We start from the raw sequence: 24,673 nt of genomic DNA on the forward strand, positions 1-24,673 counted from the left end.
GTACCGATCGTTCTCATCTAGGTCCAGCTCGGTAGGCTGGGTTCTGGAGGTGGTTGGACGATGCCGGTCAAGGCTGGGGAACGGTTGGATCCGGAAGCGACGAAGGCCCGGATCCTGAAGGCGGCGGCGGACGTGTTCGGCCGGCGCGGGATCCACGCGACCGGGATCAACGAGATCGTCGAGGCCGCCGGCGCGTCCAAGCTGACCATCTACAAGAACTTCGGGTCGAAGGACGGCCTGGTCGAAGCAGTGCTTGCCGACCGCACCCGACGGGTCCGCGCCTGGCACAACGCAGCGGTCGAGCAGGCACCGCCCGGCCGCGACCAGATCCTCGCCGTCTTCGACCTCGTCGCAAGCTGGTACGCCGAAGCCGGGTTCCGCGGCTGCGCGATGATGAACGCCGCGACCGAGGACCGCGGTCAGGACGGCGCGCCGCGGCGACTCGCGCGAGAGCATCTCGCCTTCTACCGCGAGCTTTTCGAGCGATTGCTGACGAAGGCGGGGGCTCATGATCCATCGCGGACGGCGCGGCAGTTGGTCGTCGTACTCGAAGGCGCGACGCTGATCAGCGCGGTCGACCAGGATCCGGGGCTCGGCGCGGAGGCGCGGGTCATCGTGGAGACCCTGCTCGACTCGGCACTCTGAGAGCGACCAGGACACACGCCAGTCCGGCTCCGGCCGCGACGAGGAACGCTTGTTGATAGCCGGCCCGTTGGGCAATCAGACCACCGAGCGGGCCCGCAGCCATGACGCCGAGATCCCAGAACGACGTCATCACCCCCATCGATACGCCCGGCCGCATCCCGTCCACCCGATCCAACGTCATCGAGATACAGGCGGGATAGACCAGCGCGAGCCCTACGCCGGCAAGCGCGGTGAAGGTGATCGCCGTCGCGTCGTCCTTGGCCACGGCGAGTCCTACGAGGGCCACGATCTCGAGCGTCACGGTGGTGCACACCACGCTGCGGCCGCCGATGCGATCGACCAACGGGCTGCCGGCAAACCTCGTCACCAGAAACCCGGCCGCGAACACCGCGAGCGCGATGTTGTCGACGCCGATGTCGTCGGAACGCAATCGGAGTACCAGCAAGGCGGCCACCGTCCCGTAGCAGTAGGCAGCCAGACCAATAGTTGCTCCAGGCAACTGGACGCCGCTGGGCAACAGATCACCAAGCCAACCGATCCGCGCGCCTCCCCCCGGCCCTACCCGCCGACGACGCGGGTCGGCCGCCACGCCACCTCCACCCGGCTCGGTGCGGGTGGTCAGCACCAGCGCCGCCGACGCCAGCGACAGCCCTACGACGACCCACCACACCCGGTCGCCGACCAGCGTCGCGATCACCGGCCCCGCGGCCAGCCCGCCCCACATCGACAGACCGAACCAGCCGGCCAACCGCCCGCGTTGCGCCACCCGCGCACCCGACAGCACCCACGGCAGTGCCGCGGAGAACAGCGCCGCCTCACCCGCGCCCATCACCAGCCGCGCGACCAGCAGCAGCCCCAGGTTCGGCGCAAGCAGTTGCCCGAGGCCCCCAATCGCTGCCAGCACTCCCCCGGCCAGGACGACCGGTCGCGACCGGCCCGCATCCGCCAGCCGGCCCGCGAACGGCCGCCCGCACGCCGTCGCCAGGAACGCGATCCCGACCGCGGTCCCGCTCGCCAGCGCGCCGCCGCCGAACTTCTCCGGCACGTACGACGGCAACGCCTGCAGCGTGGCTCCGAACGCGAGGTACCCGAACAGGACCGCCACCCACAACCGCCGTACCGGAACAGTCATGGCTGAGATGGTACCGCTTGTTCTTATGTCTGTCGCGGGCGATCCAGAAGGACGACCTCACACGCATAGTGCTGCGAGGCCGTCATCTCGCCGCGGAACCAGAGCAGCGGGATGCGAGCCGGATCGCCGGGCGCGACAATTGGGCGGAGATTGTCGACAGTGGAGTTCTCGGTCACGGGCGTCCAGGTTGTCTCGCCGGCGTTCATGCGGGCGTGGAAGATCTCGTGATGCTTCAGTGCGGCGCCGTCGCGCGGGTCGATCGGCGTCGAGACGTAGAGCGAGTCGAGGTCGTACGGGTCGATCGCAACCAGGCCGGTGTAGTCGTTCTCATGCACCAGCAGACCGTGGCCCGCCTTGGCCAGTTGCCGCACCTGCCATGTACCGCCGGGCGCAAGACGTCCGTAGAAGAAGCGATGGTCCGGCACCGGATGCTGTCGCGCGAACGCATCCTCCGGCGTCTCCGGTACGTCGTGCCGAGCGAGCATCACCGCAGCGAGCGAGCCGTCATCGCCGCGGCGGATGTCGACGGTCCAGCAGTGCGTCATCGGCTCGCCGTCCCAGACCGAGTCCGCGGCGAGGACCTTGGTCAGCTCCACCTGCGACGGCGCGTCGGCGTCGAGCGCTTTGGCGTCCACCACAGTGCCGTCGGTCCGGTGCAGAGCACCGCCCTCGAGATAGCCGTGGTAGATCGAGTTGTTGTAGTCGCGCGGGTGGTGGTCGGTCGTGATGAGGTCGACGCGCGTCGGCGTCGAGACGTAGCGCGTGTAGCCGTTGACGTATCCGACCTTCGGGCGGGTGAACAGCTTGCCGGCGTACTGCCAGGTGTCACCCTCGTCGTCGGATACGAGCGCGCACGGGTCGTCGTTCACCGCACGGGCGAAGCAGTAGAGGCGGCCGTCGAGTTCATGCAGGTTCGAGTAGGTGACGCCGCGGCCGCCGGTGAACTCACTCCAGTCGAACGTCCGCTCCGGTCCCCATGTGCGCGGATCGCCCGGCTCACTGATCCGCCAGCGGGTCAGGTCGTCGGTCTTGTGCTTCGTGTACACCGCTAGCCAACGACCGTCCCGCCGCCGCCACAACGCCGGTACGTCGTGATCGTCGGCTTCGAACTGCTCGTGCAGTACGACGACCTGGGTTGCAGCGGACTGCAGATCTACGACGGTCAGCTCGACGTTGCCGGCCCGTTCGTCTCCGCCGGGACCCTCCGGCGCGGCGATCGAACCGGCGACCAGCAGGCCGCTCTCCGGATCGACCAAGGCCCGCTCGTCCTGGAACCAGCACCAAGCACCGTTGTCATTGATCACTCGAGGCGCATCCATGGTCGCCCAGTGTTCCATCGTTGCAGCGCTCAGGGTAAGCGCTTGCCAGCATTCGGTCAGAATTGTCCGACGGCCGTGCGACGATCGGGGTATGCCGATCGACCAGCACCTACTGCTCGCGTTTCTGCTGACGACGACCATCGCGATGATCACGCCCGGGCCGGACATGCTGTTCATCCTCGGGTGCGGGATGCGCAGCGGTCCGCGGGCCGGCTTGCTCGCGACGGCCGGGGTTGCGACGAGTGAGGCTGTCCATGTCGCGGTGGCGGCGGCTGGTTTGGCTGCGCTGTTCGCTGCGGTGCCGGTTGCGTTCACCGCCGTACGGGTTGTTGGTGGGGCGTACCTGATTTATCTCGGGGTGCAGATGATCCGGCACCGGAACGACGCCATCGACGATGCGCCGGCCGGTGCTGCGATGTCGGGGCGGAGGGCTTATCTGACCGGGCTGAGTACGAACCTGCTGAACCCGAAGATGGTGACGTTCACGATCGCGTTCCTGCCGCAGTTCGTGGTGCCTGAGCACGGTCGGGTGTGGCTGCAGTTCGCGGTGCTCGGCGCGATCCTGATCGTGCTGGAGTTCCTTGTCGACGGCACGGTCGGACTGTTGTCCGGGCGGATCGGCGGCTGGCTGCGTTCCCGGCGTACCGCCCGCCGCCGGATCGACACGGCGACGGGCGGGATCTTCATCGGCCTCGGCGTACGGCTCGCGTTGCTGCGGTAGTACTCAGCCGCTGGTCCTCAGACCAGGCCGAAGCCGCCGGTCCAGGCGACCTTCTCGCCGACCGCGAGGGTGAGCTGGAGGAACCCGACCGCCTCGAGCTCGCGGGCACGCTTCAACGCCCCGGCGTCGACTGCCTTCAGCCCGCCCGCGGACACGATCCCGGCGAACTGCGCCTTGGCGTCGGCGTCGTCGCCTGCGATCAGGACGGTGGTCGGAACCTCGCCCACCTGGCCCGACGCGACCGTCGCCGCGAACGTGGTGTTGAAAGCCTTCAGAACCTTGGAGTCCGGCAGCTTCTCGGCCAGCTCGGCCGCCGCCGAACCGTCCGCCGGCACGACCAGCGAGTCGAACGTCTCGAAGTTCAGCGGGTTGGTGATGTCGACGACGACCTTGCCGCTCAACTGGTCGGCGCGATCGGCGAGGACCTGGTCGATCGCCGGGTACGGCACGGCGAGGATCACGACGTCGCCCGTGACCGGCTTGTCCTTGTCGGTGGAGTTGAACAGCTCGACGGTGTTGCCGCCCTTGGCGACGACCGACGAGATTGCCTGCCCCATGTTGCCGCTACCGATGATGCTGACGTGCGTCATGCTCTCGCTCCTTTTGGTTGTACCTTCAACCATCACGATAGCGCAGAATAGTTGTAGCTACAACCATTAGACTGTTGTCGTGAGCACTCGATGGCTGGATGACGCGGAGATGACCGCGTGGGTGCGGCTGGCCGCCGTACTCGAGCTGCTGCCCGGCGTACTCGACTCCCAGCTCCGGCGCGACGCGGAGCTGACGCACTACGAGTACTACGTGATGGCGATGCTGTCCGAGGCGCCGAAGCGCACGCTCCGCATGACCGCGCTGGCCCAACGAACGAACGCGACCCTCCCCCGCCTCTCACACGTCGTGAAGCGGCTGGAGGACCGCGGGATCGTCGAGCGGTTCCCTTGCCCGGAGGATGCGCGGGCGACGAATGCACGGTTGACCGCTGACGGGTGGAAGAAGATCCGCGCGACTGCGCCCGGCCATGTCGCAACAGTCCGCCGGCACGTCATCGACGTACTCACGCCTGAGCAGATCTCGCAGCTGGCCGACATCACCGGAGCGATCCTGGAGTCGGTCGATCCGGAAGGCAATCTCAGCGAGGTCTACCAGCGCTGAGGTGCCGACCGGTCACGGCGTCGTGTTGGATGCCGGTATGGATGATGCTGAGGTGGCGGTTGCGGCCGCGGAGGCCGGCGCTGCGGTGATCCGGGACAGATTCGGCGGGCAGCTGGAGCGGTACGCGAAGGTCGGCACCGACTTCGCGACAGAGGCCGACCTGGAATCCGAACGCGCGATCATGAGGGTCATCCAGGGCGCCCGTCCGGACGACGCGGTCGTCGGCGAGGAGTACGGCGCCAGCGGCGAGGCGGATCGCACCTGGTTGGTCGACCCGCTCTGCGGGACCCTGAACTTCGCGGCTCAGAATCCGCTGTTCTCCGTGAACGTCGCACTTCGCAGCCCGAGCGGCGATATCGCCGCGGTGGCCCAGCCCTTGACCCACGAGATCTTCTGGACCGACGGCACGACGGTCTTCATCCGCCACAACGGCGCGGACCGTCCCGCCGTACCCTCCACGGCCTCTCGGCTTGTGGACATCGACATCGACGGCACCGGACCGTTCCTCGGCGCACAACTCCTGACCGACGAGAAGCTCCGCACCGCCTTCGCCCTCCGCGTCTTCTCCACCACCCTCGCCCTGGCCTGGGTAGCCGTCGGCCGCCATGCCGCCTACATCGCCGACAACGTCAGCCCGACCAGCGTCCACTTCACCGCCGGCACCATCCTCTGCCAAGCCGCCGGCCTCCCCATCACCAACTTCCACGGCGACCCTCTCCACACCACCCCCGGCCTCCTTGCCGCCGCCTCCCCCGAAGCCCACACCCAACTACTCGGCTTCTTGGCGCCACACCTATCCGAGTCGAAGGCCGGCTGAGACCTCAGCGCGTTTCGAGTAGCTGCTTCAGGCGGGCGAGGTCCTTGGTGTTCGCCCGCCGCATGGACGCTGCCATCAACGGCGCCGCGACCCCGGCGAATCCCTTCGGCTCCCCGCGATTCCGCAGCGTCATCCGCGTCGCGCCGTCGCCTGCCTCCGACCACTCATAGCTGGTCTCCATCGGGAACGGCCCTTGAGCCGTACGCATCACGAGGCGGCGGCCCGGAACCAGTTCGGCGACCTCGTACGTGTAGGCGAGCCGCCGGCCCAGGAAGTGCGCCACGAAGTCCATCCGCGATCCGACCTCGACCGGCGGCTCGGTCTGCCAGTCCACCGACTCGATGTTCGCGTACCACTCCGGCGCGTTGGACGGATCCCCGACGTACGTCGCCACCACGTCCACCGGTCGCCCGATCACGATCTCCGTCACCACATCGACAGCCACCTTCGCACTGTACTTCTCATGTATCGCGGCGGGTTGTCGATGACTCCGTCTGATTAAGGGGGAGGAACTTGTCATGAGCAACACAGTCGAACCACGTCGGAGGCGGACCAGGACCGTACGGCGTTCTCACCGTCGTCTGATCGTCACGATCAACATCGCCCAGGCTGTCATCGCGCTGCCGTGTCTCATCGCGGCGTACGGGCTGGCGGAACACCTGGTCGCAGCGCAGGAAGCCGTCGGGCCGCACCAGGTCGCGAGCCGGTCGGTTCATTGGCCGGTCGACTTCTCGATCACGCTGAACATGAGCCTGCTCATCGTCGGGGCCGCGGCGGGTGCGGTCGGCAGCGTCATCCAGCAGAGCATGACGTTCGCGCGCACGACCGGCTCGAATCACCAGGTCGCGTGGTACATCATGCGCCCGCTCTGGTCAGCGCTGCTCGCCTCCGTCTCGGTGATCGCCGTCAACACCGGCCTCATCAGCATCGGCGACGAATCGACCTCCAGCGCCGGCGTTGCCGTCCTGGTCCTGACCGGCGCACTCACCGGCCTGTTCACCGATCAGGCCCTGAACCGCCTCCGCCGCATCTTCAACCGCCAACCCCGCCCCTGAAGTCACACCCGCCGGACCCGCAGAACGCTGGTCAGCATCGGCAGCACGAACTCACCCTGAGCGAAGTGAAAGGTGTGCTCCAGGCGCCTCTCGCCAGGTTGCGGGCGGCTCCGCACGGAGCACGAGGTCCATGCCAGCTGGTGATGGGCACCGTCAGACGGAGGTTCCAAGTTCGAACTGGAATCGATAGAGCCCTCCGTCGCCAGCAACAATGACGGCGGAAGCCGATGGTTGCCAGAGGCAGGCTTTCAATCGCTCCTCGACTCTCATCATGGACAGGCAAGTACCACTGCGTAGGCTCCAGATCCGTAGCGTTCGGTCATCGCCCACGGTGGCCAGCAACAAGCTGTCCGGAGACGCTGCGACCGCGCGAATCGGACCATCGTGAGCGTTCAACCGCAGCCGGTTCATGCCGGTCGCAAACTCCCAGATCAGTACTGCCCCATCGGCGTCGGCCGTAGCCAGCCAACTGCCGTCCGGCGACGCCGTAACCGCGAGGACGTCGCTTCGGTGACCGGCCAGCTGCCGCTCCACCGCGCCAGTGTCGACACTCCAGATCACGACCATCGGGTCGCTCCCCGCGGTTGCCAGCCGCGTGCCGTCCGGCGACACCGCTACCGCGAACACGGAGCGTTTGTGACCGACGAGTCGACGGCGGATCTGCCTGAGGTCAGGGTCAAGGTTCCAGATCATGACAGTCGGATCGCTACCTGCGGTTGCCAACCAAGTGCCGTCCGGCGACACCGCCATAGCGTGAACCTCACCTTTGTGGCCTGTCAGTAGCAGCGGAAATAGCAGGCTTGGGCCGATTCTCCGTAGCCGTATCGTCAGATCGAAACCTGCGCCTGCTAGCCAGCTTCCGTCTGGAGTTACAACCAAAGCCTGCGCCGGCCCGACATGTCCTGCCAGGCTCGGCCGCAACTGGCCGTCGGCGGTATCCCAGATGCGTAGCCTCGAATCGAGGCTGCTACCTGCCACCCAGCTGCCGTCCGGTGCCACAGCTAACGCCACCAATGCGTCTTCACGGCCAGTTGGTAGCCTGCGATTGTCCACTGCGGTGCTGTCCCAGATCCGCACGATCGAATCGGCGCCTGCGGCGGCAAGCCAGATGCCGTCTGGTGAGACAGCCATCGACAACAATCGGTCTGCGTGGCCGGTCAGCTGGGTCTTCAATTCGCCGGTGGCAGCATCCCAGATTCGTACAGTTGGATCTCTCCCGGCCGAAGCTAGCCAAGTGCCGTCTGGCGAAATGGCCACCAGGAGTACATCACGGTCGTGACCACCCAACTCTCTTCTCAACTCACCAGTTGACGCGTCCCAAGTCCGCACAACCTCGTCACTGTCGCCGGTGGCCAGCCAGGTCCCGTCCGGAGAGATCGCCATCGCGAAAGCGCGGTGTCTGTGACCAACCAGGCGGTTCTTCCGCTCGCCGGTGGACGTATCCCACAGCTGCACCGTCTCATCGCTATCAGCCGTCACGAGCCAGGTGCCGTCCGGAGAGACCGCCATCGACAACAGTGTGCCGCCGTGCTCGGACAGGCGTTTCCTCAGTTCGCCGGTGGACACATCCCAGATCCGCACGGTCCCGTCTCTGCCGGCCGTTGCCAGCCAGTCGCCATCCGGCGAAATCACCACCGTGAATGCCTCGTGTTCGGGACCGACCAACGACCACATGTGCCCGCCAGTGGTCGCATCCCACATCCGCACCCCTCCGTCGCTGTCGGCGGTGGCCAGCCATCTTCCGTCCGGCGAGATCGCCAGCGCCAAAGCTTCATACTCGCCACCGCTTAGCACGTTGCGTAGTTCGCCTGTGGCGGCATCCCAGATCCGCAGTGTTCGATCGCTGCCGGCCGTGACCAGCCACGCGCCGTCCGACGAGATAGCTACCGCGCGGACTGAACCCTCGTGTCCAGAGAGACTGAGGCGCAGCGCGGGATCAGGAACGTCGGGTAGATGCCAGGTGTTGGTGAGTGATGGGTACTTTCGCATGCTGCCGAGGAGCGCAGCTTGTGGCCCCCAGTCAACATCGTCGCTGACACGGCTGTACAAGATGTCAATGAGTGAGCGCGGCGGATCAGTTGCCTTCAGCAAGTGCCCGATTTGCCTGACGAGCCGGGCGAGACGAGCACACCGCGGGCTGTCGATCCTGGCGAGGTCGGAGTACGGGCCAATCGGTCCGCTGTTCTCTAGCCGCGATGCCACCCAGCGCAGATCCGCGGCGACAGTCTCAGCCTCCGATCGCAGATCGGCTGCGAGAAGATGCTCAACTAGATGCTCGCGCAGATATCGAGCCGTGTGGGGCAGGCGCCACCAAGCCACTACCTGTTCGTGGGTTGCGCGGCCCCACTCGGGTGAATCTGCTAGCGGTAGCTCCGTCGCAAGAGCATCAATGAACATGCGCTGCATCCGGACGACCGTCGCTGCCCCGAGATCGTCGTTGAGATGGTCACGGACAACGTCATGCAAACTGATGACACCGCCATCGCTGGTCGGAGTCAGCGTCAGCAGGGCCAGGTCAGCAAGTCGAGCGCAGAGAGCTCTGCTGGCGGCGGGGCTCAACCTTCCGGTACGGCGCCATAGCGTGATCGTCAGAGACACGGGTATGGTTTCGTCTTCCACAAAGACCGCGAGTTCACTGAAGCGGGCATACTCGTCTCTAGTCAGCAGACCCGTGCTCGCCTGGATCGTCGCAGCTACCGCGTTGTTGCGCTGATCAGGATCCGAGATATCCAATTGCTGGGAGGCTGCACCGGTCAGCTCGTCCACCTGCAGCATTCCGTAGCGTCGCAGCTGATGCAATAAATCCTGAGATACAGTGGTGATATCGGTGGACGACTTCGTCTGATCGACCATGATTTTGTTCACCAAACGGAGCAGCAGCGGCCAACGGCCAATTTCCACCAACAGTTCGTCGACCACCCCCGGTGGTGGAGACATGGTGAGATCCGCCGTAAGTACCATGCGGGCTTGCTGCGAGGACATCTGATCGACCTCAATCGGGATCGCCTCACTCGACACCAGCGAATGAATCCGAGTGGTCACCAGACGCGCGCATCGACCAGCGACAGGGAATGCTTCCAGCTGATCGCTGAACCAGACATCGTCGAGGATCACGAGCCGACGAGGACCGACGGCCAGGACTGCGGCCAGATGCTCTGCAGCCTGCCGCACGTCGGTGAAAGGCTGTCCTCGCTCTGGATCGACTCTGCGCACCAAGTCGTTGACTTTCTCCACCAATGCACCGCGGCGCGCATCCCGACCAAGCGTCACCCAGTACACCCGTCCGCCGAACCGGCGAAGGGTCCTACGATCTGAGCGCACCAACCGAGCGATGGTGGTCTTGCCGAAACCCCCAGCTCCGTGGACAGCTGTCGTGATCCCCACTGTCGCAGGACCACGCGTCCGCAGTGCCTGGACGATCTTCGACAACTCGACCGGCCGGTCGATCACCCACGGCTCGGGCCGCTGTGTCGCCGGGACCAGCTGCGCGAGGTGACGCTCGTACGACCGCTGCGCCCACCACATCAGCAGGCCGGCGGCCGCTACCGCCACCGTCGCACCGAACGACCACCACCAAGGACTCCGCTGTATCAAGGGAAACCGATCAGCTGCACCTCCAGTTGCCACATTCACCGCAACCGCCAGTACGGTCCCGGCCGCAGCTACGACACCGCCGGCAATCGCAAGCAACAGAAGGCGCCACCTCCGCACCTTGCCCCCTCTCACGAAGACCACCTATCTAACCTCATACAGACAGACCCGTGAAGACGTCAAACGCGCGAAGTCTCGTCAGATGCCCGCCACGGGAAAGATGCCGCAGCGACTGATGGATTGGTGCCAAGAAATGGTCCTTGGAGTGCCACGTCCATCGCATCCGGACGATTTCCGGCCAACCTACCGATTTGTCCAGTCATGTCGACCGGATCGACATCGATGGCTGCGGACACCATACATCACACATCGACCGCTGGGCGCTCAAACCATTGCTTTGGTTGGAAGCATGCAACCGACCGAAGCGTCCGGCATGGCATCAACCCGGACGATATGACGGCTCAGCCGTTCGTCGTCGGGGCGTCACCTGTGACCGGCTCAGCATCATTAAGCCCGCAGGCAGCAAGCCGCGAAACATCAGGCGCGAGATAGCCCATCGTGTGATCCACAGGATTCAAAATTAGTCGAACAATTACGAGGTTAACTGCTCAGGCGAATCCGAGGTCCTTCAAGGTCAGATGCCGACATATCTTCGCGGCCGGACATGTGCCCCGAACATTGCAGTCGGCTCCTAATGTCCTCGCCTGGAACACGGACGGTGCGCACGTTTACCCGGCCATGCAGAATTGAGTATGTCACTTCCAAATTGCGCGTCTGGGGCTCGCCGGATCCCGTGGCGCTGCGGTGGTAGGCAAACCCGGCTCCCAGTAGGTCTGTCGACCGCCAACGCTTGGACCGGATGAAGAGCCACAGCGGCCTGTCGAAGGTCGGAGTAAGGCCAAACACGAAGCCCCACAACTACCAGCGAACCGGAAGCAGACCAACCGACCTTCAGGACGCTGCGCCTGACCGGTCTGCGGCCAGACGTCCAGCGAACGGTAGGAATGGCGTGAACGTTGGCCGAAGACCCAACAGTGCGTACGCCTTCGATGTAGTTGCCTGCAGTTGTGGTCCAGCGCTATATCGCTCGCCAGAATCTCAGTTCCGCGGAAGCCTCAACGTGGCACGAGTGCTACGACGGCGGCGATTGCGCTGACGACGGTGGCGATCAGCATCACCAGGTTGTAGGCACCGCGGGTGGCATTCGCTTCCCGGCTGGCCTTGTCGCGGGGCGGGCGCGCCGGTACCGGCATGGGTGAGGTGGCAGGCGCGGACCACATCATTCGAAACCGTTGCCCCGGATTCCGCCTACCGACTGTTGCGAAGATCGCGTCCCGCTTCCACCGGCCATGGTCCCGGCAACCACGGGCCTTCCCGCGGACGCTGCGATCACAGGGCTTGAGCCGCTGAGTCATGTAGTCGCACTTAGTCGGCATGAGGAACAAGAACCAGAACATCAAGACGGCCGGTACGCCGAAGATCCATGCGAGCAGGTTCTGCTTGGGTGGGTAGCTGTAGTAGGTGACCACGCCAACACAACTGAGCACGATCAGGTCGCCGACCTTTGTGGGCCGCCCCTTCTTCTTCGCCACCCGCATCACCCCCGGTCGCGTCATCACAGAGTGTAGTTGGTTGGCTGCTGGCCCTCCGGCGCTCGCGTGTCGCGGTCCACACGCAAGAGCGCCTGGCACTCCAACCTCACCGACTTCAGCGGGCAAGGTGAGCATTCCCTCTTTGCAGTCGAGCTCAAGGCCAGCACGTGCTGATGTTCGGGCGACCCATGTATCTGCGCCCATAGATCTCGTGATTACAGCTCGTCCGCGAAGCGTCCCCGTTCGGGCCACCAATTGCAGCTGCCCCCGCCGAACCCGCCCCCGCGGGCAACGCTCTGCGCGCCGCCGAAGGCGGCCAATAAGACAGCCGCCGCGAAGCGGTGTCCTTTCGTGGGTGGGCGGTGGTGTTGGTTAGCGGAAGTCTCGGGATTTGGTGCGGGCGGCTAGGGGGAGGCGTTCTAGGTGTTCGGCGGAGAGGTTGGTTACTTCGCCGGCGCGTTCTACGCGGCCTCGGATGATGAGGGCGGCGGCGTTGCGGGCTACGGCGGCGTGGTGGTGCCAGCAGCCTACGGTGATGACGATGTTGGCCATGCCGGTCTCGTCCTCGAGGTTCATGAAGGTGACGCCGGAGGCGGTGGCTGGGCGTTGGCGGTGGGTGACGACGCCGGCTACCCGGACGCGCGTGCCGTTGGGGGCTTCGCGGAGTTGGGCGGCGGACAGGATGCCTTCGGCGCGGAGTCTTTCGCGGACGCGCTCCATCGGGTGGCTGGTGGTGGTGATCGAGGTGGACCACAGGTCGGCCATGTCGGCCTCGATGTCGCTCATGCCGGGCAGCGTCGGCGGCGGACCGGCCGCGGTGATGCCGGCCAACTGGCCGGGGCGCTCCTCGGCTGCGCGGCCTGCTTCCCACAATGCCTGCCGCCGGTCGAGTCCGAAGCAGTCGAACGCGCCGGCTGTCGCGAGCGCCTCGACCTGGGCCGCGGTGATCCCGGTACGCCGGACCAGGTCGGCCATCTCGGTGAACGGCCCGCCCCGCTCCCGCTCCTCGACGATCAGCTTCGCGCCCTTCTCCCCCACCGTGCGTACTTCGGACAACCCGAGCCGGACCGCGAACACACCGTCCCGGCGATGCGCGGCGTTGTCGAACGGCGCCTTCGGATCGAACGGACCCACCAACGGCTGCGGGTCCGCCAGACAGTCCGGCGACCCGGTCGGACCGGTGCGCTCCTGCCCGTCGGCCAGGAACTCGAGCCCCGCGTCGACGCCCGAGAGATGCAGGTGCGGACGGCGTACTTCGACACCGTGGCGGCGGGCGTCGGCCACCAGGGACTGTGGCGAGTAGAACCCCATCGGCTGGGCCCGTAGCAGCGCGGCCAGGAACGCGGCCGGGTAGTGCAACCGCAGCCAGGTGCTGGAGTAGACGAGCAACGCGAAGCTGATCGAGTGCGATTCGGCGAACCCGAAGTTCGCGAACGCTTCGATCTTCTCGTAGATCTCGTCGGCCAGGTCGCCGGAGATCCCGTTGCCCGCCATCCCGGCGTACAGCTTGTCCTTCAGGGACGAGATCTTCTCGATGCCGCGTTTGGAACCCATCGCCCGGCGGAGCAGGTCGGCCTCGTCGCCGTCGATCTCGCCGACCGCCATCGCCATCTGCATCAGCTGCTCCTGGAACAGCGGCACGCCCATCGTCCGCTCCAGCACCGGTCGCAGCTTTGGGTGCAGGTAGGTGATCGGCTCCTCCCCGGTACGGCGGCGGATGTACGGGTGGACGGCGCCGCCCTGGATCGGGCCGGGGCGGATCAGCGCGATCTCGGTGACGAGATCGTAGAACCGTCGCGGTTTCAGTCGCGGCAGCGTCGCCATCTGTGCGCGGGACTCGACCTGGAACACGCCGACCGAGTCCGCCCGGCACAGCTGGTCATAGACACCGGCCTCCTCCCGCGGGATCGTATGCAGCTCCCACGACTCGCCGATCTGCTCACGGACCATGTCCAGGCAGTACTGCAGTGCGGCCAGCATGCCGAGGCCGAGCAGGTCGAACTTCACCAGCCCCATCCATGCGCAGTCGTCCTTGTCCCACTGCAGGACGGTCCGTTTCTCCATCCGGGCGTGCTCGATCGGCACCACCTCGCCGACCGGGCGCTCGGTCAGCACCATCCCGCCGGAGTGGATCCCGAGGTGCCGCGGGAACTTCAGCAGCTCGGTCGCCATCGCCACCACCTGCGGCGGGATGTCGTGCTCGGTCGAGGTGATCTCCGGACTCCAGCCGTCCACCTGTTTCGACCATGCGTCCTGCTGACCGACGGAGTACCCCAGTGCCTTCGCCATGTCGCGGACGGCGGACTTCGGGCGGTAGGAGATCACGTTCGCCACCTGGGCGGCGTTGTGCCGGCCGTACTTCTCGTAGACGTGCTGGATCACCTCCTCCCGCCGGCCGGAGTCGAAGTCGACGTCGATATCCGGCTCCTCGGCCCGGGTGGTGGCCAGGAACCGCTCGAACGGCAGGTTGTAGAGGATGCTGTCCACCGCGGTGATGCCGAGCGCGTAGCAGACCGCCGAGTTCGCCGCCGAGCCGCGGCCCTGGCAGAGGATCCCGTTGTCGTGCGCGAACCGGACGATGTCCTCGACGATCAGGAAGTACCCCGGGAAGCCCTTCTCCTCGATGACGTCGAGCTCCCGCTCCAACCGCTCATAGGCATCCGGCCGCTGCGCACGAGTCCCGTACCGCCTCGCGGCGCCGGCGAACGTCAGCTCCCGCAGCCACGACATCGGATCATGACCATCAGGTACGTCGCGCAGCGGCAGCTTCGGCTTCGCCCTCGCGAGGTCGAACGCGAGCTGGTCGGCCAGCGTCACCGAGCGCCCCACTGCCCCGTCGTACCGCCGGAAGCGAACCGCCATCTCCTCCCCCGAACGCAGGAACGCCATCCCGCTCGGCGGCAGCCAGCCGTCCATCGAGTCCAGGTCGCGCCTGGCCCGCACCGCGGCCAGCGCCGCCGCCAGCTTGTGCTTCGCCGGGGTCGCGTAGTGAACGTTGTTGGTGGCAACTACCGGAAGGCCGCGGTCGGCGGCCAGATCGGCCAGGATCCGGTTCCGCAGGGTGTCCGCGGGCAGGTGGTGGTCGATCAGCTCGACAACCACGCGGTCCTTGCCGAACAGCCCGGTCAGTCGATCCAGCTCACGCCCCGCGGCGGCCGGACCGTCGGCGTGCCCACCGAGCTCCAACGCCTGCCGGACCAAGCCTTTACGGCAGCCGGTGAGGATCAGCCAATGGTTGCGGCCAACATCAGCCAGCTCCTCCAGCACATAGACCGGCTTTCCTTTCTCCCCTCCGGCCAGTTGCGCCTCGGTGATCGCGCCGGCCAGCGTGTGATAGCCGTCCTGCCCCTCCGCCAGCACCAGCAGGTGACTGCCCTCGGGGTCGGCCACGCCGTTCTGCGGGCCGGTCAAACCCAGCGACAGCTCGGCACCGAAAACAGTCGGCATCGAGTACGCCGCTGCGGCCTCGGCGAACCGCGCGGCGCCGTAGAACCCGTCGTGATCGGTCAGCGCCAGCGCATGCAGCCCCTGGCGGACCGCGGCCTCGATCAGATCCTCCGGCTGGGATGCGCCGTCCAGGAAGGAGAAGTTCGAGTGGGCGTGGAGCTCGGCATACGGCACGGCGTGCTCGGGGCGGTGCACGGCGTCGGGGACATACGGCCCGCGATGCTGTGACCACGCCGGGCTGTCACCGCCGTCGCCCGTCACCGGCCGGCCGCCGTGGCTGCCCGGGCGGGAGCGGTCCGACAGCTTGCGCTCCAGCTCCGACCACTTGATCGGCGGATTGTTGTAGCCCATCGCACCCACCTCCCGTCGGGAACAAGACTAGAACATATGTTCGACAGCACGCAAAATGAGTGGCAGACGGGATGAGCGGATTGATACTTTGCCGTGGTCCGTGACACCACACCCGGAGGTGATGCCCCCATGAACGCTGCAGAGCAATGGGTGCTCCCCCTGTCGTGGTCACGGGCGGGCGACTGACATAGGTGTCAGCCGGGAGCGCCACGACAGGCTCCCGAAGGGAAACACCTATGAACACTTTGACGCTCTCGCGTGTCGCAGAGAATCAGTGGCACGCGATCGAGAACGATCTGGTCGTCGGCCGCGGACACGCTGCACGGCGGCTCGACGGCAGGACGTTCCTGAGCATCGACACCTGGCGCGACGCGGTCTTCGACCGGCTCGCCGCCGCAATGCTGGCCGATCTGGCCGATCAGGAGGCACCGCAGTACACCGTGGTCGACGAGACCGACCGCGATCTCACCGCCAACTGGGAACGCGCCGGATTCACCCGCGAACGTCGCGAGTCGGAGTTCGTCGTACCCACTGAGCTCACGCCGGTGGACGCGCCGTCCGGAGTGGTCATCACGACCGCATCCGAGGCTCCGCTGCGCGAGCTGGACCGCGCAATCCGCGCGGAGATCGAGGCGACCGTCGGCTGGCAGACGATGCCCGCGGAGGTGCTGCCCTGGCAGGGCGGCACGAGACCGCTCGACCCGTCGAAGTACATGGTCGCGGTGCGGGACGGTCGGTACGTCGGACTGGTCCGCGTGGCGACGATGACCCGGCGTCCGCGTATCGGGCTGGTCGCAGTACTGACCACTGAGCGGCGGCACGGCATCGCCCGCGCCCTGCTGACCCAAACCCTCAGCGGGCTGCATCAGGCCGGCTTCGAAGCGGCCACGGCGGAGGTCGACGAGACCAACACGGCCGCGCTGGCGCTGTTCGACAGGCTCGGCGCCAAACGCACAGGCGGCAGTCTGGAACTCATCAGCCGGCCGGGAAGGGTCTGATCATGCCTAGAACAGCAGGCGGCATCGAGGTCGAGGGCACCGTCGTCGAGTGCCTCCGCAACGCCAACTTCCGGGTCGAACTCACCAACGGCCACAAGGTCCTGGCGCACATCAGCGGCAAGATCCGCAAGAACTACATCAAGATCGTCCTCGAGGACCGCGTCCTCGTAGAACTCAGCCCCTATGACCTCGACCGAGGCCGGATCATCTTCCGCTACCGGAACTGACACCCATCTCACACACCTCCCGTCGACATCAAGACTAGAACATATGTTCGATCAAGCGCTAATCTGAAAACATGCTTGGTCGGTTTACGGTTCGCCCGGCCGACGACGGATCCAACGGGTTCGGCGTCTGGGACGGTGCGGTCAACGGGTGGCGTGCGACAGGGATCAATGATGAGGAGAAGGCCTACGAGTTAGCCTCCGATCTCGACGTCCAGTACGACGCCCACGGTCCACGTGCCGCCGACAAGGTCCGGCACGTGGACCCGGCGCAGCCGGTTCAGCGTGCCGCCTGGGCAACCGGCGAGCTGGACGTCTGGATCAACGACAACGGCCAGTGGCTGGGTCGGGTCCGGGACAAGGACGGTCACATCACCTGGGTCCCGGGCACCGACCTGCGCCCGCTATAGACCGCTATAGCCCGGCTACTTCACGTAGCTGATCGGCGTCACCGTCGGTGCCTCCGGCAGCGGTTCGGACAGGTAGTGCCCGCGGATCCCGTTGATGTAGTGCCGGCTCCGGTTCGTCAGACCGTCCGGCGTCTGCATCCGGCCTTTGGTCACCAAGATGCCGAGGTCGGCGCCCTTGAACCGATAGTCGCCCGGCCCGTACACGCGCAGGTAGAACGCCTCGTCCTCATGCGTGACGTCGTGCCAGTCGTTGGCCGCACCCGCGAATACCAGGCCGCCGTCCTCGGTCAGGTGCCAGGTGCCGGTGCGCGGCGCCTCGATGATCCGCTCGACCCGGTCGGTCGGTTCCTTCATGATCAGCTGCGCCCACACGTCGACCGCGGCCAGGTCGCGCCAGCGCTCGTTGATCTCCGCGACGTCGATCGTGTAGTCCGCGTCCATGAACTCGAGTAGATGGAACAGGAACAGCGGCACATCGGCGTACGCCCCGGCAGTCACGTTCGTCATCGACGACGCGCCCGAGATCCGCGGGTTCAGCTCCCCCAGGTAGACCTCGTCGGTGGCCAGGTCCACCAGTACGTCGATCTCGAGGAAGCCGAGGTACCCCTCGACCGCGAGCCGATCCCCCAGCCGTTGCACGTGCTCGATCGCGAGCGCCCGCTGCTCCACAGTCAGCGCCTCGGGGAACAGGTCGTTCCCGCACCAGCCGCCCTTGTACGGCGTGAGCTCCGGGTAGCCTGTGAGGTCGGTCATGAACGGCCCGACGATCGTGCCGTGCCGGGTGATGCAGGCCTCGACCGCGGCGGCCTTGTTGTCGATCCGCTTCATCACCTTCAGCTGCTCGCCGATGATGTCGGCGGCATGCTTCTCCCAGTCCTTCTTGCGGGCCAGGAAGAACGTCGTCTTGCCGGAGTCGCCGTACGGCGTCTGGACGACGAGGTCACGGCCGAGCCCCGCCGACTCGGCGAGCTCCTTCAGCTCCTTCCATGACGACGCCGTGCCGATCACGTTCGGCACCGACGGCGCGCCGGCCTCGTTGCCGAGCTGGGTGGTGACGATCTTCGAGTCGAGCCGCCGCCGCAGTTCGTCCGACGGCAGGATCAACTGATAGCCGAGCTCACGGCAGATGTCCTCGGTCTCGGAGTCGAAGAACACCATCACGATCATCGGCGTCCCGCCGCGCTTGCGCAGATACGCCTGTACCTCCGGATCGCGGAGCAGGTAGTTGTTGATCTCCTCGCCGGACTCGAACTCGACGTACGGCCGTTCCTTCGGCGCGAACACCCGCGGATGCGCGCCGTCCCAGGAGTCGTAGTAGACGACGTACTGGAAGTTCCGCACCCACCGGTCGATACCGAGCAGGTTGAACGCGGTCGGCCCGAAGAAGTAGATCGGCTGGGTGTTGGTCCGGAAGAACGTGCGGATCTCGGCGATCCCGTTCAGCTTCTGGTTCATCGCCCTCCCTCGACCTCCTCACAGTAAGGCGGGAACGGCGCGCTGTCATCGCGTCAGAGGATCGAGCTGCGCGGCCGCGGTGCGATCGCGTCGAACGTGCGCAGCGTGTCCTGCAGGTACGCCGGATGCTGGGCGTCGGGCCAGCTCGACAGCTTCACGCACACGGTGCGGGTACGCCGTCCGACGTACAGCATCTGGCCGTGGATCCCCAAGCAGAGCAGGACATTCCCGGACGGACCGGCGCGGAACCAGAACTGGTTGCGGTGCCACCCGCCGGGGAACGACGCCGCGGCCGGTGACGCCAGGAAGTCGGTCCGTGCCGCCGCGTCCACCGCCCACGCGCGCCGCGACCACTTCGGCGCGTCCAGCAGGAACAACCCGAAACGCACCACATCCAGAGCTGTCGCCGCCAGCCCGCCGTCGTGCACAGCGGTGCCCTGTGCGTCGGTCAGGAACTCCGCATCATGCTCCGCACCCATCGGCGCCCACACCAGCTCCGACACCAGTTGAGCCATCGATGTCTCACCTGCGCGCTCACACACCCACCCGAGTACGTCGGACTCCGCCGACCGGTACAGGAACCGGCTGCCGTGCGGCGCCTCCGCCTCCAGCTTGGTCAGGAACTCGTACAGCGGGTGCTTGTCCGCCAGCCATCGATCGAGCCGCCGCACGTCGGACGACGGGTCGCTGTAGTCCTCCACGAACCGTACGCCGCTACGCATGTCCAGCACATGCCGCACGGTCGCACCGGCGTACCCGCTGCCGGCCAGCTCCGGGACGTACGACGTGACCAGTGCGTCAAGCTCCAGCCGACCGCGCGAGACCAGGATCGCCGCCACACAGCCGACGACCGACTTGGTGATCGAGAACAGCGCCTGCGGCTGGTCGAGCACCCCGCCCGAGGCGAGTACGACGCCGTCGTGCGCGATCACGAACGCGTCGGTATGCGGGTCTGCCAGCGCGGGCAGCCCATCCAAAGGCCGTGACGGAAGCGCCCGCACCGGACCGTCCCCGCGGGAGACACGCTGGGTCGGCAGTGTGCCCGGCCAGAGCATGGTGCGATCGTAGTCGCATGGCGACCACCGACGACCGGATGACCGGCTTCCCGCCGTCGGACGAGTCACTCGTCGATCTGTCCGGCTGGCAGGATGCACCGAACGTCCGCTGGGCCTTCCGGCACATGCGCGAACTGATGCCGACGCACGCGATCCCCGGTGACCCGGAGTACGTCCGTCCGCTCCCCTCCGCGCTCGACCCGTCCGTCTGCACGACGCCCGTCACCCGCCTCGACGGCAGTACGGCGACCGCCGACGACGTGTGGGCCGACACCTGGACCGACGCGCTCCTCGTCCTGCACAACGGCACGATCGTCGACGAGCAGTACCTGTCCGGCATGACCCCGCACACGCCGCACCTGCTGATGTCGGTGAGCAAGTCGATCGTCGGCTGCGTCGCGGGCATCCTCGTGCAGCGCGGTGTCATCGACCCGGACGCTGCGGTGACGAAGTACGTGCCCGAGGTGGAGGGCAGCGGGTACGGCGGCGCGACCGTCCGGCACGTGCTGGACATGCGGACCGGCGTGGCCTTCCGGGAGACGTACCAGGCCGCTGACGCAGAGGTGCGCGTGATGGAACGGTCGATGGGCTGGCGTCCTCCGCAGGACGGCGATCCGGTCGGCGCGTACAACTACCTGACCACTCTGGGTACGGCGTCCGAGCACGGCGGACCGTTCACGTACCGGTCCGCCGACACCGACCTGCTCGGCTGGGTGTGCGAGCGTGCGACCGGGACACGGATGGCCGACCTGGTCTCGCGGCTGGTGTGGATCCCGATGGGCGCCGAGTGCGCCGCGGACATCACCTGCGACCCGGTCGGTACGGCGGTCCACGACGGCGGGATCTCCGCGGTCGCACGGGACGTGGCCCGCTTCGGACAACTGCTCCTCGACGGGCACATCGTCCCGCCCGGCTGGCTCGACGACGCGTGGCATCCGCCCGCCGACGTACGGGACGCCTTCGCGGGCACCGACAACGAGCCCGTCCTCCCGGGTGGGTGGTACCGCAACCAGTTCTGGTTCGTGCCCAACCATCGTGGCACAGCCCTTGTCTGCTTGGGGATTCACGGTCAGATGGTCTATGTCCACCGCGAGACCCGGACCGTCGGCGTGAAGCTGTCGAGCTGGCCGGACCCGCAGAACGCGTCGTACCTGATCGACACCCTGCGGACGTTCGCGGCGATCGGCGCGGCTCTGGACGGCTGATTGTTCGGATGCCAAACTCCGAAGATGAGCCGCTACGGTCAGCAGTTCGGCCCGGACTTCACGTTCCTCGGCGTCCCGGTCTGCGATCTCGACGACCCGGCGTCCTACGCGGACGCCCAGGTGGTGATCCTCGGCGCGCCCTTCGACGGCGGTACGTCGCACCGCCCCGGAGCCCGCTTCGGCCCGATGGCGATCCGGATGCGCGACTATCTCGGCCACGACGGATCCCGGCCGAGCCTCGCGCTGCGCACCGACGGCCTGGTCGACCTGAACGTCGTCGACGCCGGCGACGTCGAGATGTACTCCGGTGACATCGAGGTCGCGCTGCCCGCGCTCGAAGCAGCCGTGGAGAAGGTGACCCGTTCCGGCGCGATCCCGATCGTGCTCGGCGGCGACCACTCGATCGCGTTCCCGGACGCGAAGGGCGTCGCGAACGTGCTCGGCCACGGCCGGATCTCGATGCTCCACTTCGACGCGCACGCCGACACCGGCGACATCGAGTTCGGCTCGTTGTGGGGCCATGGGCAACCGATGCGCCGGCTGATCGAGTCCGGCGCGCTGCGCGGCGACCGGTTCCTGCAGATCGGTCTGCGCGGCTACTGGCCGCCACCGGACACGCTCGACTGGATGGCGCAGCAGAACATGCGCTCCTACGAGATGACCGAGATCGTGCACCGCGGGCTGAACGAGTGCCTGACCGAGGCGTTCACGATCGCCACCGACGAGTGCGACGGCGTGTTCCTGTCCGTCGACATCGACGTCTGCGACCCCGGCCACGCTCCCGGCACCGGCACGCCCGAGCCCGGGGGTCTGTCCGCGCGCCAGTTGCTGGACGCAGTGCGCCGGATCTGCCTCGAACTGCCCGTCGCCGGGATGGACGTGGTCGAGGTCAGTCCGCCGTACGACCACGCCGATATCACCGCCGCGCTGGCCAATCGCGTCGTACTGGAAGCGGTGTCGGCGATCGCCCGCCAGCGCCAGGACGAACGGGACGGGACCCGGTGGGATCCCGCCCAGCCTTTGTTAGGTAACCGACCAAAGTCGGTCTGACCTGTTCCCAGCACCGGCAGCCGAGTGCCACACTCCGAGGAGGATGGCAGGTGGCGGGGACGGGCGGGCACCTCCATCGAGGGGAGGCACCATGGCGATGACCGTGCAGCAACTGTTCCGCCGTAAGCCGGTTCCGGAGATGTCGCAGGAGAGCGGAACCGACACCGGCCAGAGCGAATTGGTCCGAACGATCGGCCTGTTCCAGCTCTCCATGTTCGGTATCGGCGCCACGATCGGCACCGGTATCTTCTTCGTTCTCGCACAGGCCGTGCCGGTCGCCGGGCCGGCGGTGATCTGGTCGTTCGTGATCGCCGGTGTGGTCGCCGGACTGACCGCGATCTGCTACGCCGAGCTGGCCAGTGCGGTCCCGGTGTCCGGTTCGTCGTACTCGTACGCCTACGCGACGCTGGGCGAGCTGCCCGCGATCGGTGTGGCCGCGTGCCTGCTGCTGGAGTACGGCGTGTCGGCAGCGGCGGTCGCGGTCGGCTGGTCGCAGTACCTGAACGAGTTGTTCGACAACCTGTTCGGCTTCACGCTGCCCGACAAGTTGTCCCAGGCGCCTGAACAGGGCGGCGTCTTCAACCTGCCCGCGGTCATCCTGGTCGGGCTCTGCACGCTGCTGCTGATCCGCGGCGCGAGTGAGTCGGCCAAGACCAACGCGGTGATGGTGTGCATCAAGATCGGCGTGCTGATCCTGTTCATCATCCTCGGGCTGAAGGGCTGGGACTCCAACAACCTGTCCGACTTCGCGCCGTTCGGCATCACCGGAATCACCTCGGCGGCCGGCATCATCTTCTTCTCCTACATCGGTCTGGACGCCGTCTCGACCGCCGGTGAGGAAGTCAAGAACCCGCGGCGAACGATGCCGCTGGCAATCTTGATCGCGCTCGTCACGGTCACCGGGCTCTACATCGTGGTCACGCTGGTCGCGGTCGCGGCCCAGCCGTCGGACCAGTTCCAGGACCAGGAGGCCGGGCTGTCGGCGATCCTGGAGAAGGTGACCGGATCGTCGTGGCCGGCCACGGTACTGGCCGCGGGCGCGGTGATCTCGATCTTCAGCGTCACACTGATCGTCATCTACGGGCAGACCCGCATCCTGTTCGCGATGGCTCGCGACGGCATGATCCCGGAGCTGTTCCACCGGGTGAACCCGCGCACCCACACCCCGGTGCCGAACACGCTGATCGTCGCCGTACTGATCGCGCTGCTGGCCGGGCTGATCCCGATCAACTTCCTCGCCGAGATGACCAGCATCGGCACGCTGGTCGCGTTCCTGGTGGTGTCGATCGGCGTCATGGTACTGCGCCGTACGCACCCCGAACTGCCGCGTGGCTTCAAGGTTCCGGGCTATCCGGTCACGCCGGTGCTGTCGATCCTGGGCTGTCTGTGGATCATCAAGGACCTGCGTGCGGTCACGATCTATGTGTTCCTGATCTGGCTCGCCGTCGCCCTGATCTGGTACTTCGTCTACGGCTTCAAGCACTCGCATCTCGGCCGGCACGAACACGTCGGGCTGATCCAGGACGAGGACGGACAGCAGCCATGACGATGATCGTCGGCTACGCCTCCGACGAGCGGGGCAAGGCCGCCCTGCACCTGGCCGGCATGCTGGCCAGGTCCGCGGGCGACGACCTGATCGTCTGCACCGTCGTACCCGCGCCGTGGGTGCCCGGGATGGCGCGGGTGGACGCGGAGTATCAGGACTTCCTGGCACAGAGCGCCGACCAGGCGCTCGAGCGAGCCCGGAGCTTTCTGCCGACCGACGTCCCCGCGACGTACGTCCGGCACAGCGCCCGGTCGGCGCCGGCCGGGCTGCTCGAGATGGCCGAGCAGAACGACGCCAGACTGATCGTTCTCGGGTCGTCGTCGGCCGGCGTGTTCGGGCACATCGCGCTGGGCAGCGTCACCGACCGGTTGCTGCACAGCTCGCATGTCTCGCTCGCGCTGGCCACCCGCGGCTTCCGCTGCCCCGGGGACCGCAAGGTGTCCCGGGTAACGGCGGCCTTCGGCGGCACGGAGACCGCCGAGGACTTGGTCCTGGCGGCGGCCTCGGTCAGTGCCGACGTCAACGCATCGTTGCGGATAGCAACGTTCGCGGTCTGGGCCCGGCCGGCCTACACGACCAGGCTGGGCACCGACTCCGAGGACCTGGTGATGCAGGAGTGGCGGTCCGAGCTGAACAAGACCGTGGCCGCAACGCTCGCACAGATCAAGGAGCACCCGGGCGAGGTCGAGACCGTGATCGGGTCCGGTACGACGTGGTCCGAGGCGATCGACGAGATCGGCTGGGAAGCGGGTGACGTCCTGGTGATCGGGTCGAGCGAGCTCGGGCCGGTCGCACGGGTCTTCCTGGGATCACGGGCGACCAAGATCCTGCGGCACTCCCCCGTCCCGGTGCTGGTGATCCCGCACCGGCGCGCCGAACAACTGGCCGAACAAGCTGAACAGGACTGA

21 protein-coding genes are annotated in these 24,673 nt (G+C 66.7%); 12 read left to right on the forward strand and 9 right to left on the reverse strand.

Features of this window, described 5'->3' with window-relative positions; genetic code table 11:
• Nucleotides 1-60 precede the first annotated feature (60 nt).
• A complete protein-coding gene (locus ACQPYH_RS25095) occupies nt 61-645 on the forward strand; it encodes a TetR/AcrR family transcriptional regulator (RefSeq protein ID WP_432875919.1) in 585 nt (194 codons plus the stop codon).
• On the opposite strand, the gene ACQPYH_RS25100 is transcribed toward ACQPYH_RS25095, so the two are convergent.
• Both ACQPYH_RS25100 and ACQPYH_RS25105 read right to left on the reverse strand, forming a co-directional pair.
• Nucleotides 611-1,777 (reverse strand): MFS transporter, encoded by a 1,167-nt coding sequence (locus ACQPYH_RS25100; protein ID WP_432875922.1) that lies wholly within the window; start codon nt 1,775-1,777, stop codon nt 611-613. The genes ACQPYH_RS25095 and ACQPYH_RS25100 overlap by 35 nt on opposite strands.
• Before the next feature lie 23 nt (nt 1,778-1,800).
• On the reverse strand, nt 1,801-3,096 hold the full coding sequence (locus ACQPYH_RS25105) for a BNR-4 repeat-containing protein (RefSeq protein WP_432875925.1): 1,296 nt from the start codon (nt 3,094-3,096) through the stop codon (nt 1,801-1,803).
• 91 nt (nt 3,097-3,187) lie between these two features.
• On the opposite strand from ACQPYH_RS25105, the gene ACQPYH_RS25110 reads away from it, so the two are divergent.
• Complete coding sequence (locus ACQPYH_RS25110; protein ID WP_432875928.1) at nt 3,188-3,817, forward strand: LysE family translocator; 630 nt, start codon at nt 3,188-3,190, stop codon at nt 3,815-3,817.
• A gap of 17 nt (nt 3,818-3,834) precedes the next feature.
• On the opposite strand, the gene ACQPYH_RS25115 is transcribed toward ACQPYH_RS25110, so the two are convergent.
• Nucleotides 3,835-4,407 (reverse strand): NADPH-dependent F420 reductase, encoded by a 573-nt coding sequence (locus ACQPYH_RS25115; protein WP_432875931.1) that lies wholly within the window; start codon nt 4,405-4,407, stop codon nt 3,835-3,837.
• 79 nt (nt 4,408-4,486) lie between these two features.
• Here ACQPYH_RS25115 and ACQPYH_RS25120 point away from each other — a divergent pair, with 79 nt between their 5' ends.
• Together ACQPYH_RS25120 and ACQPYH_RS25125 are read left to right on the forward strand one after the other, a co-directional pair.
• Nucleotides 4,487-4,969, forward strand: coding sequence for a MarR family winged helix-turn-helix transcriptional regulator (locus tag ACQPYH_RS25120; protein ID WP_432875933.1), 483 nt, complete (start codon nt 4,487-4,489; stop codon nt 4,967-4,969).
• Between the two features lie 37 nt (nt 4,970-5,006).
• Nucleotides 5,007-5,786, forward strand: coding sequence for an inositol monophosphatase family protein (locus ACQPYH_RS25125; RefSeq protein ID WP_432875936.1), 780 nt, complete (start codon nt 5,007-5,009; stop codon nt 5,784-5,786).
• Between the two features lie 4 nt (nt 5,787-5,790).
• Here the strand turns inward: ACQPYH_RS25125 and ACQPYH_RS25130 are convergent, their stop codons facing one another.
• Nucleotides 5,791-6,231, reverse strand: coding sequence for an SRPBCC family protein (locus ACQPYH_RS25130; protein WP_432875938.1), 441 nt, complete (start codon nt 6,229-6,231; stop codon nt 5,791-5,793).
• Between the two features lie 73 nt (nt 6,232-6,304).
• Here ACQPYH_RS25130 and ACQPYH_RS25135 point away from each other — a divergent pair, with 73 nt between their 5' ends.
• Complete coding sequence (locus ACQPYH_RS25135) at nt 6,305-6,841, forward strand: hypothetical protein (protein ID WP_432875941.1); 537 nt, start codon at nt 6,305-6,307, stop codon at nt 6,839-6,841.
• Between the two features lie 153 nt (nt 6,842-6,994).
• Here the strand turns inward: ACQPYH_RS25135 and ACQPYH_RS25140 are convergent, their stop codons facing one another.
• From ACQPYH_RS25140 to ACQPYH_RS25150, 3 genes are all read right to left on the reverse strand, one after another.
• Entirely contained in the window at nt 6,995-10,393 is a 3,399-nt protein-coding gene (locus tag ACQPYH_RS25140; protein WP_432875944.1) for an NB-ARC domain-containing protein, read from the reverse strand.
• A 1,154-nt stretch (nt 10,394-11,547) separates the two neighbouring features.
• Nucleotides 11,548-12,048 (reverse strand): hypothetical protein, encoded by a 501-nt coding sequence (locus ACQPYH_RS25145; protein ID WP_432875947.1) that lies wholly within the window; start codon nt 12,046-12,048, stop codon nt 11,548-11,550.
• A gap of 348 nt (nt 12,049-12,396) precedes the next feature.
• Complete coding sequence (locus ACQPYH_RS25150) at nt 12,397-15,822, reverse strand: error-prone DNA polymerase (RefSeq protein ID WP_432875950.1); 3,426 nt, start codon at nt 15,820-15,822, stop codon at nt 12,397-12,399.
• A gap of 236 nt (nt 15,823-16,058) precedes the next feature.
• Here ACQPYH_RS25150 and ACQPYH_RS25155 point away from each other — a divergent pair, with 236 nt between their 5' ends.
• From ACQPYH_RS25155 to ACQPYH_RS25165, 3 genes are all read left to right on the forward strand, one after another.
• Entirely contained in the window at nt 16,059-16,820 is a 762-nt protein-coding gene (locus ACQPYH_RS25155) for a GNAT family N-acetyltransferase (protein ID WP_432875953.1), read from the forward strand.
• Between the two features lie 2 nt (nt 16,821-16,822).
• Nucleotides 16,823-17,047, forward strand: coding sequence for a translation initiation factor IF-1 (infA, locus tag ACQPYH_RS25160; protein WP_130447465.1), 225 nt, complete (start codon nt 16,823-16,825; stop codon nt 17,045-17,047).
• Nucleotides 17,048-17,118: 71 nt separating this feature from the next.
• A complete protein-coding gene (locus tag ACQPYH_RS25165; RefSeq protein ID WP_432875957.1) occupies nt 17,119-17,454 on the forward strand; it encodes a hypothetical protein in 336 nt (111 codons plus the stop codon).
• Nucleotides 17,455-17,469: 15 nt separating this feature from the next.
• Here ACQPYH_RS25165 and ACQPYH_RS25170 read toward each other — a convergent pair whose 3' ends face one another.
• Both ACQPYH_RS25170 and ACQPYH_RS25175 read right to left on the reverse strand, forming a co-directional pair.
• Nucleotides 17,470-18,909, reverse strand: a complete 1,440-nt coding sequence (locus ACQPYH_RS25170) for a biotin carboxylase (RefSeq protein ID WP_432875959.1) — start codon at nt 18,907-18,909, stop codon at nt 17,470-17,472.
• A 53-nt stretch (nt 18,910-18,962) separates the two neighbouring features.
• The gene (locus ACQPYH_RS25175) at nt 18,963-19,964 is read right to left on the reverse strand and encodes a serine hydrolase domain-containing protein (RefSeq protein WP_432875961.1); all 1,002 of its coding nucleotides are present in this window, start codon (nt 19,962-19,964) and stop codon (nt 18,963-18,965) included.
• Between the two features lie 17 nt (nt 19,965-19,981).
• On the opposite strand from ACQPYH_RS25175, the gene ACQPYH_RS25180 reads away from it, so the two are divergent.
• The 4 genes from ACQPYH_RS25180 to ACQPYH_RS25195 all read left to right on the forward strand — a co-directional run bounded on the left by ACQPYH_RS25180 (nt 19,982) and on the right by ACQPYH_RS25195 (nt 24,673).
• Nucleotides 19,982-21,169 carry a serine hydrolase domain-containing protein gene (locus tag ACQPYH_RS25180; protein ID WP_432875964.1) on the forward strand — a complete coding sequence of 396 codons (1,188 nt, stop codon included), beginning with the start codon at nt 19,982-19,984 and terminating at the stop codon, nt 21,167-21,169.
• Nucleotides 21,170-21,193: 24 nt separating this feature from the next.
• Nucleotides 21,194-22,219: an agmatinase gene (speB, locus tag ACQPYH_RS25185; RefSeq protein WP_432875967.1), complete on the forward strand. Its 1,026-nt coding sequence runs from the start codon at nt 21,194-21,196 to the stop codon at nt 22,217-22,219.
• Between the two features lie 91 nt (nt 22,220-22,310).
• Complete coding sequence (locus ACQPYH_RS25190; RefSeq protein ID WP_432875970.1) at nt 22,311-23,765, forward strand: amino acid permease; 1,455 nt, start codon at nt 22,311-22,313, stop codon at nt 23,763-23,765.
• Nucleotides 23,762-24,673, forward strand: coding sequence for a universal stress protein (locus ACQPYH_RS25195; RefSeq protein WP_432875973.1), 912 nt, complete (start codon nt 23,762-23,764; stop codon nt 24,671-24,673). Before ACQPYH_RS25190 ends, ACQPYH_RS25195 begins: the two co-directional genes overlap by 4 nt.

Origin of the sequence: Kribbella sp. CA-245084 (genome assembly GCF_050942355.1) — a bacterium.
Lineage (GTDB): Bacteria > Actinomycetota > Actinomycetes > Propionibacteriales > Kribbellaceae > Kribbella.

Excerpts from the sequence above, each read along its gene's own strand:
- ACQPYH_RS25165 (WP_432875957.1), top strand. The coding sequence starts at position 17,119 with ATGCTTGGTCGGTTTACGGTTCGCCCGGCCGACGACGGATCCAACGGG.
- ACQPYH_RS25100 (WP_432875922.1), bottom strand. The coding sequence starts at position 1,777 with ATGACTGTTCCGGTACGGCGGTTGTGGGTGGCGGTCCTGTTCGGGTAC.
- ACQPYH_RS25175 (WP_432875961.1), bottom strand. The coding sequence starts at position 19,964 with ATGCTCTGGCCGGGCACACTGCCGACCCAGCGTGTCTCCCGCGGGGAC.
- ACQPYH_RS25170 (WP_432875959.1), bottom strand. The coding sequence starts at position 18,909 with ATGAACCAGAAGCTGAACGGGATCGCCGAGATCCGCACGTTCTTCCGG.
- ACQPYH_RS25095 (WP_432875919.1), top strand. The coding sequence starts at position 61 with ATGCCGGTCAAGGCTGGGGAACGGTTGGATCCGGAAGCGACGAAGGCC.
- speB (WP_432875967.1), top strand. The coding sequence starts at position 21,194 with ATGAGCCGCTACGGTCAGCAGTTCGGCCCGGACTTCACGTTCCTCGGC.
- ACQPYH_RS25145 (WP_432875947.1), bottom strand. The coding sequence starts at position 12,048 with ATGACGCGACCGGGGGTGATGCGGGTGGCGAAGAAGAAGGGGCGGCCC.
- ACQPYH_RS25155 (WP_432875953.1), top strand. The coding sequence starts at position 16,059 with ATGAACACTTTGACGCTCTCGCGTGTCGCAGAGAATCAGTGGCACGCG.
- infA (WP_130447465.1), top strand. The coding sequence starts at position 16,823 with ATGCCTAGAACAGCAGGCGGCATCGAGGTCGAGGGCACCGTCGTCGAG.
- ACQPYH_RS25135 (WP_432875941.1), top strand. The coding sequence starts at position 6,305 with ATGAGCAACACAGTCGAACCACGTCGGAGGCGGACCAGGACCGTACGG.
- ACQPYH_RS25115 (WP_432875931.1), bottom strand. The coding sequence starts at position 4,407 with ATGACGCACGTCAGCATCATCGGTAGCGGCAACATGGGGCAGGCAATC.
- ACQPYH_RS25195 (WP_432875973.1), top strand. The coding sequence starts at position 23,762 with ATGACGATGATCGTCGGCTACGCCTCCGACGAGCGGGGCAAGGCCGCC.
- ACQPYH_RS25110 (WP_432875928.1), top strand. The coding sequence starts at position 3,188 with ATGCCGATCGACCAGCACCTACTGCTCGCGTTTCTGCTGACGACGACC.
- ACQPYH_RS25125 (WP_432875936.1), top strand. The coding sequence starts at position 5,007 with ATGGATGATGCTGAGGTGGCGGTTGCGGCCGCGGAGGCCGGCGCTGCG.
- ACQPYH_RS25105 (WP_432875925.1), bottom strand. The coding sequence starts at position 3,096 with ATGGATGCGCCTCGAGTGATCAATGACAACGGTGCTTGGTGCTGGTTC.
- ACQPYH_RS25180 (WP_432875964.1), top strand. The coding sequence starts at position 19,982 with ATGGCGACCACCGACGACCGGATGACCGGCTTCCCGCCGTCGGACGAG.
- ACQPYH_RS25150 (WP_432875950.1), bottom strand. The coding sequence starts at position 15,822 with ATGGGCTACAACAATCCGCCGATCAAGTGGTCGGAGCTGGAGCGCAAG.
- ACQPYH_RS25190 (WP_432875970.1), top strand. The coding sequence starts at position 22,311 with ATGGCGATGACCGTGCAGCAACTGTTCCGCCGTAAGCCGGTTCCGGAG.